Annotated in this window: 4 protein-coding genes; all 4 read left to right on the plus strand. The window is 67.8% G+C overall.

Going from position 1 to position 6,000, the window contains the following annotated elements; all coding sequences use genetic code 11:
- Positions 1 to 12 precede the first annotated feature (12 nt).
- A complete protein-coding gene (locus B215_RS0114525) occupies positions 13 to 3,447 on the plus strand; it encodes a response regulator (RefSeq protein ID WP_050990188.1) in 3,435 nt (1,144 codons plus the stop codon).
- The gene (locus B215_RS0114530; RefSeq protein ID WP_019370376.1) at positions 3,432 to 4,280 is read left to right on the plus strand and encodes a CheR family methyltransferase; all 849 of its coding nucleotides are present in this window, start codon (positions 3,432 to 3,434) and stop codon (positions 4,278 to 4,280) included. Before B215_RS0114525 ends, B215_RS0114530 begins: the two co-directional genes overlap by 16 nt.
- A complete protein-coding gene (locus tag B215_RS0114535; RefSeq protein ID WP_019370377.1) occupies positions 4,277 to 4,852 on the plus strand; it encodes a chemotaxis protein CheB in 576 nt (191 codons plus the stop codon). The genes B215_RS0114530 and B215_RS0114535 overlap by 4 nt, the downstream gene beginning before the upstream one ends.
- On the plus strand, positions 4,852 to 6,000 hold a 1,149-nt coding region (locus B215_RS0114540; RefSeq protein ID WP_019370378.1), incomplete at its 3' end, for a hybrid sensor histidine kinase/response regulator. The genes B215_RS0114535 and B215_RS0114540, both read left to right, overlap by 1 nt.

Consider the following 6,000-nt stretch of genomic DNA (forward strand, 5'->3'; position numbering starts at 1 on the left):
AGGATCGATCTCATGAAGCGTCGGAACCGGGTACGCGCCTCCAGCAGCAGCAGCGCGTGGTCGCTTCTGGGCTTTTTCGTCGGCCTCGCCTTTTTCCTGGGCAGCGGGCTGATCGCGGTGCTCAACGTGCAGAGCCTGCGCGAAAGCGATGCGGCGATCCGGCGCAGCCACGGGGTGCTGATCGCGCTGGATACGCTGCTGTCCAGCGTGCAGGATGCCGAAACCGGCCAGCGCGGCTATCTGCTCACCGGGTCACGCGCCTATCTGGAGCCCTATAGCGCCGCGACCAACCTGTTGCCGCCCCGGCTGAAGGCGGTGAGCGATCGTATCGGCGACAATGAAACGCAACAGGCCAATCTGGTCCAGCTGCGCCACCATATCGACATGAAGCTGGCCGAGCTGCGCGAAAGCATCGAGGTGCGCCGCGATCAGGGTTTGAGCGCCGCGCTCGCCATCGTCGCCACCGATCGCGGCAAGGCGACGATGGATGCGATCCGCGCCCAGCTGTCGGCGATGATGCAGGAAGAAGTCCGCATCCGCCGGCTGCGGCTGGAGGAAATGGCCACCGCCTCGCGGACGGCGATCGCCAGCGCGGTGGTGTCCAGCCTGATCGGCGCCGGGCTGACGCTGCTGATGTTCCCGCTGTTCCGCCGCAATGCACGGGCACGGGCGCGCGAGGCGTGGATCCAGGCCGGCCAGCTGGGCCTTTCGGCGGCGGTGCGCGGCGACAAGACGACCGAGGAGATCGGCGCCGCGGTGCTGCGTTATCTCGCCGACTATCTGGGGTTCGAGGCGGGCGCGCTGTTCAAGAAGGAAGACGGCCGCTTCCACCGCATCGCCACGCTGGGCGTTCCGGCCGACGCCGCCCTGCCTCAGGGCTTCGCCCCGCACGACGGGCTGCTCGGCCGCGTGGCGGCGGAGGGCGAGGCGATGCTGCTCGACGATGTGCCCGAAGGCTATCTCACCATCGGTTCGGGCTTCGGGCAGGATCGGCCGCGCCACCTGATGATCGTGCCCGCCAAGGCGGACGATCGTGTCAATGCCGTGCTGGAGCTGGGCTTTTTCCACCCGGTGGACGATGCGGCGTTGGAGCTGCTCGACCGCGCCTCGCCCGGCATCGGCGTGGCGCTGCGCTCCGCCCGCTTTCGCGCACAGCTGCAAGCGGCGCTGGAACATAGCCGCCGCCAGGCCGCCGAGCTGCAGACCCAGAGCGAGGAGCTGCAGGTCAACAACGAGGAGCTGGAGGAACAGAGCCGCGCGCTGCGCGAATCCCAGGCGATGCTGGAACAGCAGCAGGTCGAATTGGAACAGACCAACAGCCAGCTCGAGGAACAGGCCCAGGCACTGGAAAACCAGCGCGATGCGCTCGAACGGGGCAGCGCCCAGCTGCTGGCCAAGACGCGCGAGCTGGAACAGGCCAGCCAGTACAAGAGCGACTTCCTCGCCAATATGAGCCACGAGCTGCGCACGCCGCTCAATTCGCTGCTGATCCTTTCCAAGCTGCTGGGCGACAATGCTCCCGCCAATCTGACGCCGGAGCAGGTCAAGTTCGCCCGCACGATCGAATCGTCCGGCAACGATCTGCTCACGCTCATCAACGACATTCTCGATCTTTCCAAGATCGAGGCGGGCCATGTCGATGTCCGCGCCGAGCCGGTGAGCCTGCCCCGGCTCGCCAACGATCTGCGCCAGCTGTTCCAGCCGGTGGCGGAGCAGCGCGCGCTGGGGTTCGAGATCGTGCTCGAGGAAGGCGCCGCGCGCGGCATCGAGACCGATCGGCTGCGGTTGGAACAGATTCTGAAGAACCTGCTCTCCAATGCCCTGAAATTCACCGAAAAGGGATCGGTGCGGCTGCGCGTGCGGGCGGTGGCGGGGGATCGCCTGGCGTTCGCGGTGGAAGATACCGGGATCGGCGTTACCGAAGAGCAGCAGCGCCGCATCTTCGAGGCATTCCACCAGGCGGACGGCACGATCAACCGGCGCTATGGCGGCACCGGGCTGGGCCTATCGATCTCGCGGGAACTGGCCCGGCTGCTCGGCGGCAGCATCGCGCTGGAAAGCCGGCCCGGCGAAGGCAGCACCTTCACCCTCACCTTGCCCGCCCGCTATGATCCGGCCGCCGTCGCGCCGCGCGAGGCCGGGGCCATCGCGGCGGCGCCGCCTGCCGCCGCCTCCGCCCCCCTCGCCTCCGCCGCATCGCCCCGGCCGGCCGCCGGCTGGTCGCTGGAGGACGATCGCGAGCGGCTGGCTCCGGGCGCGCGCCAGCTGTTGGTGATCGAGGACGATCCGGTGTTCGCCTCGATCGTGTGCGATCTGTCGCGCGAACTCGGTTTCCAGTGCCTGATCGCGAGCAGCGCCGACGAGGCGATGCGGCTCGCCCGCCAGTATCGCCCGAGCGCGGTGGTGCTCGATCTGGGGCTGCCCGACCAGTCCGGCCTGACCGTACTCGATCGGCTGAAGCAGGATTCGGAGACGCGCCACATCCCGATCCACGTCATCTCCGCCGCCGATCAGAGCCAGACGGCGCTGTCGCTCGGCGCGGTCGGCTATCATGTGAAGCCGATCCGGCGCGAACAGCTGGCCGATGTGCTGGAAGGCCTGCAGGCGCGCACCGCCACCCGGATGCGCCGGGTGCTGATCGTCGAGGACGATCCCGTCCAGCGCGACGCGGTGGCGCGGCTGCTCCAGTCCGACGATGTCGAGACGATCGGCGTCGGCACCGCGGTCGAGTGCCTGGAGCGGCTGCGCACCGAGACGTTCGACTGCATGGTGCTCGATCTCTCGCTGCCCGATGCCTCCGGTCATTCGCTGCTCGAAACGCTGAGCGCGGAGGAGGGCGCGCACGGCTTCCCGCCGGTGATCGTCTATACCGGGCGCGAGCTTACCGCCGATGACGAGCAGCAATTGCGGCGCCATTCCAGCTCGATCATCATCAAGGGCGCGAAATCGCCCGAACGGCTGCTCGACGAAGTGTCGCTGTTCCTCCACCAGGTGGTGTCCGAACTGCCGAGCGCGCAGCAGGCGATGATCCTCAACGCCCGCCGCCGCGACGCGGTGCTGGAAGGGCGCCGGGTGATGATCGTCGAAGACGATATCCGGAACGTCTACTCGCTCACCAGCGTCTTGGAACCACGCGGCGTGGAAGTGCGCATCGCCCGCAACGGGCAGGAGGCGCTGGACGCGCTGGCGGCGGCCGCCGCCGATCCGGAAGATGGAATCGATCTGGTGCTGATGGACGTGATGATGCCGGTGATGGACGGGCTGAGCGCGACGCGGGCGATCCGCGGCGACGGCCGCTGGGCCAAGCTGCCGATCATCATGCTGACGGCCAAGGCGATGCCGGACGACCAGGAACGCTGCATCGAAGCCGGTGCCAACGACTATATGGCCAAGCCGATCGACGTCGACAAACTGCTCTCGCTGGTGCGGGTATGGATGCCGCGATGACCGACGACGACGAACCCAGCGTCGAAGACATCGAGATCGAGCTGCTGCTCGAAGCCCTGTACCGGCGCTATCATTACGATTTCCGGCACTATGCCCGCGCATCGATCAAGCGGCGGCTGTTCCAGGCGCGCGACCGGCTCGGGGCCGGCAGCATCTCCGGTCTGCAGGAACAGGTGCTGCGCGATCCCGATGCGCTGGCGCCGCTGCTCAACTATCTCACCGTGCAGGTGAGCGAGATGTTCCGCGACCCCAGCTATTTCCGCGCGCTGCGCGAAAAGGTGGTGCCGCATCTGCGCACCTATCCCTCGCTGAAGATCTGGGTGGCGGGGTGCAGCAACGGCGAGGAACTCTATTCGCTGGCGATCCTGTTCCGTGAGGAGGGGCTGGAGCAGCGCACCATCTTCTATGCCACCGACATCAACCCGAAGGCGCTGCGCGCCGCCGAAGCGGGCGTCTATCCGCTGTCGCAGATTCGCAAGTTCACCGAAAACCACCAGAAGTCCGGCGCGCGTACTTCGCTGTCGGACTATTACACCGCCGATTATGATCGCGCGATCTTCGACAGCAGCCTGCGCGCCAATGTCGTGTTTTCCGATCACAGTCTGGCGACCGATTCGGTGTTCGCCGAAATGCACCTGATCTCCTGCCGCAACGTGCTGATCTATTTCGATCGCGCGTTGCAGGATCGTGCCGTCGGCCTGTTCGATTCGTCGCTGGTGCGGCGCGGCTTTCTGGGGCTGGGACGCAAGGAGAGCCTGCGCTTCTCCGCCCATGCGGCCGCGTTCGAGGATCTCGTCCGAGACGAGAAGCTCTACCAGCGGCGGGACCGATGAGCGCGGCGGCGCCGCGCCCCGCTGCGGTGGCGATCGGCGGATCGGCCGGGGCGATCCAGGCGCTGCTGCGCATCCTGCCGGCGCTGCCCGCCGGTTTCCCGCTCCCGATCCTGATCGTGTTGCACGTGCCGCCCGATCAGGATCACGGCCTGGTCGGCCTGTTCGAAGGGCGCTGCCGGCTGCGCGTGTGCGAAGCGGAGGACAAAATGGTGCCGGCGCCGGGCAGCATCACCTTCGCACCGGCCAATTACCATCTGCTGGTCGAAGGCGATGGCAGCCTGGCGCTGTCCGCCGACGATCCGGTCAACCATAGCCGCCCGTCGATCGACCTGCTGCTGGAAAGCGCGGCCGATGCGTTTCGCCGGCGGCTCGTCGCCATCCTGCTGACCGGCGCGAACCAGGATGGGGCGGCGGGGATGCAGGCGGTGGCGGCGGCGGGCGGCACGGTGATCGTACAGGATCCGGCGACCGCGCAGGTGGGCACGATGCCGGCGGCGGCGCTGGCGCTGTGCCCCGGTGCGCGCGTGCTGGGGCTCGACGGCATCGCTGCCTATCTGGCAGGGCTATCATGATGGCCGACCACCCCGCACCCCCCGTCCGCTTCCTCCTGGTCGACGATCTCGACGAGAACCTGGTCGCGCTGGAAGCCCTGCTGCGCCGCGACGGCCTCGAATGCCTGAAGGCGCGATCGGGCGAGGAGGCGCTGGAGATGCTGCTGGTGCACGATGTCGCGCTGGTGCTGCTCGACGTGCAGATGCCGGGCATGGACGGCTTCGAACTGGCCGAAATCCTGCGCGGCAATCCGCGGACGATGCACTTTCCGATAATCTTCCTCACCGCCGGCGATCCAGACGCCCACCGCCGATTCCGCGGCTATGAGGCGGGGGCGGTCGATTTCCTGCAGAAGCCGATCGATGCGGAGATCCTGCGATCGAAAAGCGCGGTGTTCTTCGATCTGCACCGCCAGCGCCAGCAGCTCACCGCCCAGCGCGACGAGCTGCAGCGGCTTACGCGCGACCTGCAGGCGGCCGATCGCCGCAAGGACGCCTTTCTCGCGATGCTGGGGCACGAGCTGCGCAATCCGATCATGGCGTTCGGCGCCGGCGTGCACCTGCTCCGCCGCGGCGGCACCGACGAAGCCACCGACGCGATCCTGGAGCGGCTGGACCGGCAGGTGCACCAGATGGCACGGCTGATCGAGGACCTGCTGGATGTGGCGCGGATCGATCAGGGCAAGATCACGCTGCGCGTCGCGCGGATGCGGCTTGCCGACGCGCTGGCCTTCGCGGTGGAAACGAGCAGTCCCAAGATCGCGGCGCGCGGCCATCATCTGACGCTGGACCTGCCGCAGACTCCGCTGTGGATCGACGGCGACCATGCCCGCATCGCCCAGATTGTCAGCAACCTTTTGAACAACGCCGCCAAGTACACGCCGGAGGGCGGCACGATCCGGCTTTCGGCGCGCGACGCCGGCGAAGCGGTGGAGATCCGCGTCGCGGACAACGGCATCGGCATCCCGCCGGAAATGCACGCAGCTATTTTCGACCTATTCGCTCAGGTGCCGATGGGCGCGGACAAAGAAGGGCTGGGCATCGGCCTTGCGCTGGTGCGCCAGCTGGTCGCGCTGCACGGGGGCACGATCGCACTCGAGGAAAGCGTGGTGGGCCAGGGCTCGACCTTCCTGATCCGCCTGCCCCCCGCCGAGACACCGGCGGGCGGA

It is taken from the genome of Sphingomonas sp. ATCC 31555, from assembly GCF_000282895.1.
Classification (GTDB): Bacteria; Pseudomonadota; Alphaproteobacteria; order Sphingomonadales; family Sphingomonadaceae; genus Sphingomonas.

What these genes read in the sequence shown, in the direction of transcription:
- B215_RS0114530 (WP_019370376.1), top strand. Translation starts at nt 3,432, where the DNA reads ATGGATGCCGCGATGACCGACGACGACGAACCCAGCGTCGAAGACATC.
- B215_RS0114525 (WP_050990188.1), top strand. Translation starts at nt 13, where the DNA reads ATGAAGCGTCGGAACCGGGTACGCGCCTCCAGCAGCAGCAGCGCGTGG.
- B215_RS0114535 (WP_019370377.1), top strand. Translation starts at nt 4,277, where the DNA reads ATGAGCGCGGCGGCGCCGCGCCCCGCTGCGGTGGCGATCGGCGGATCG.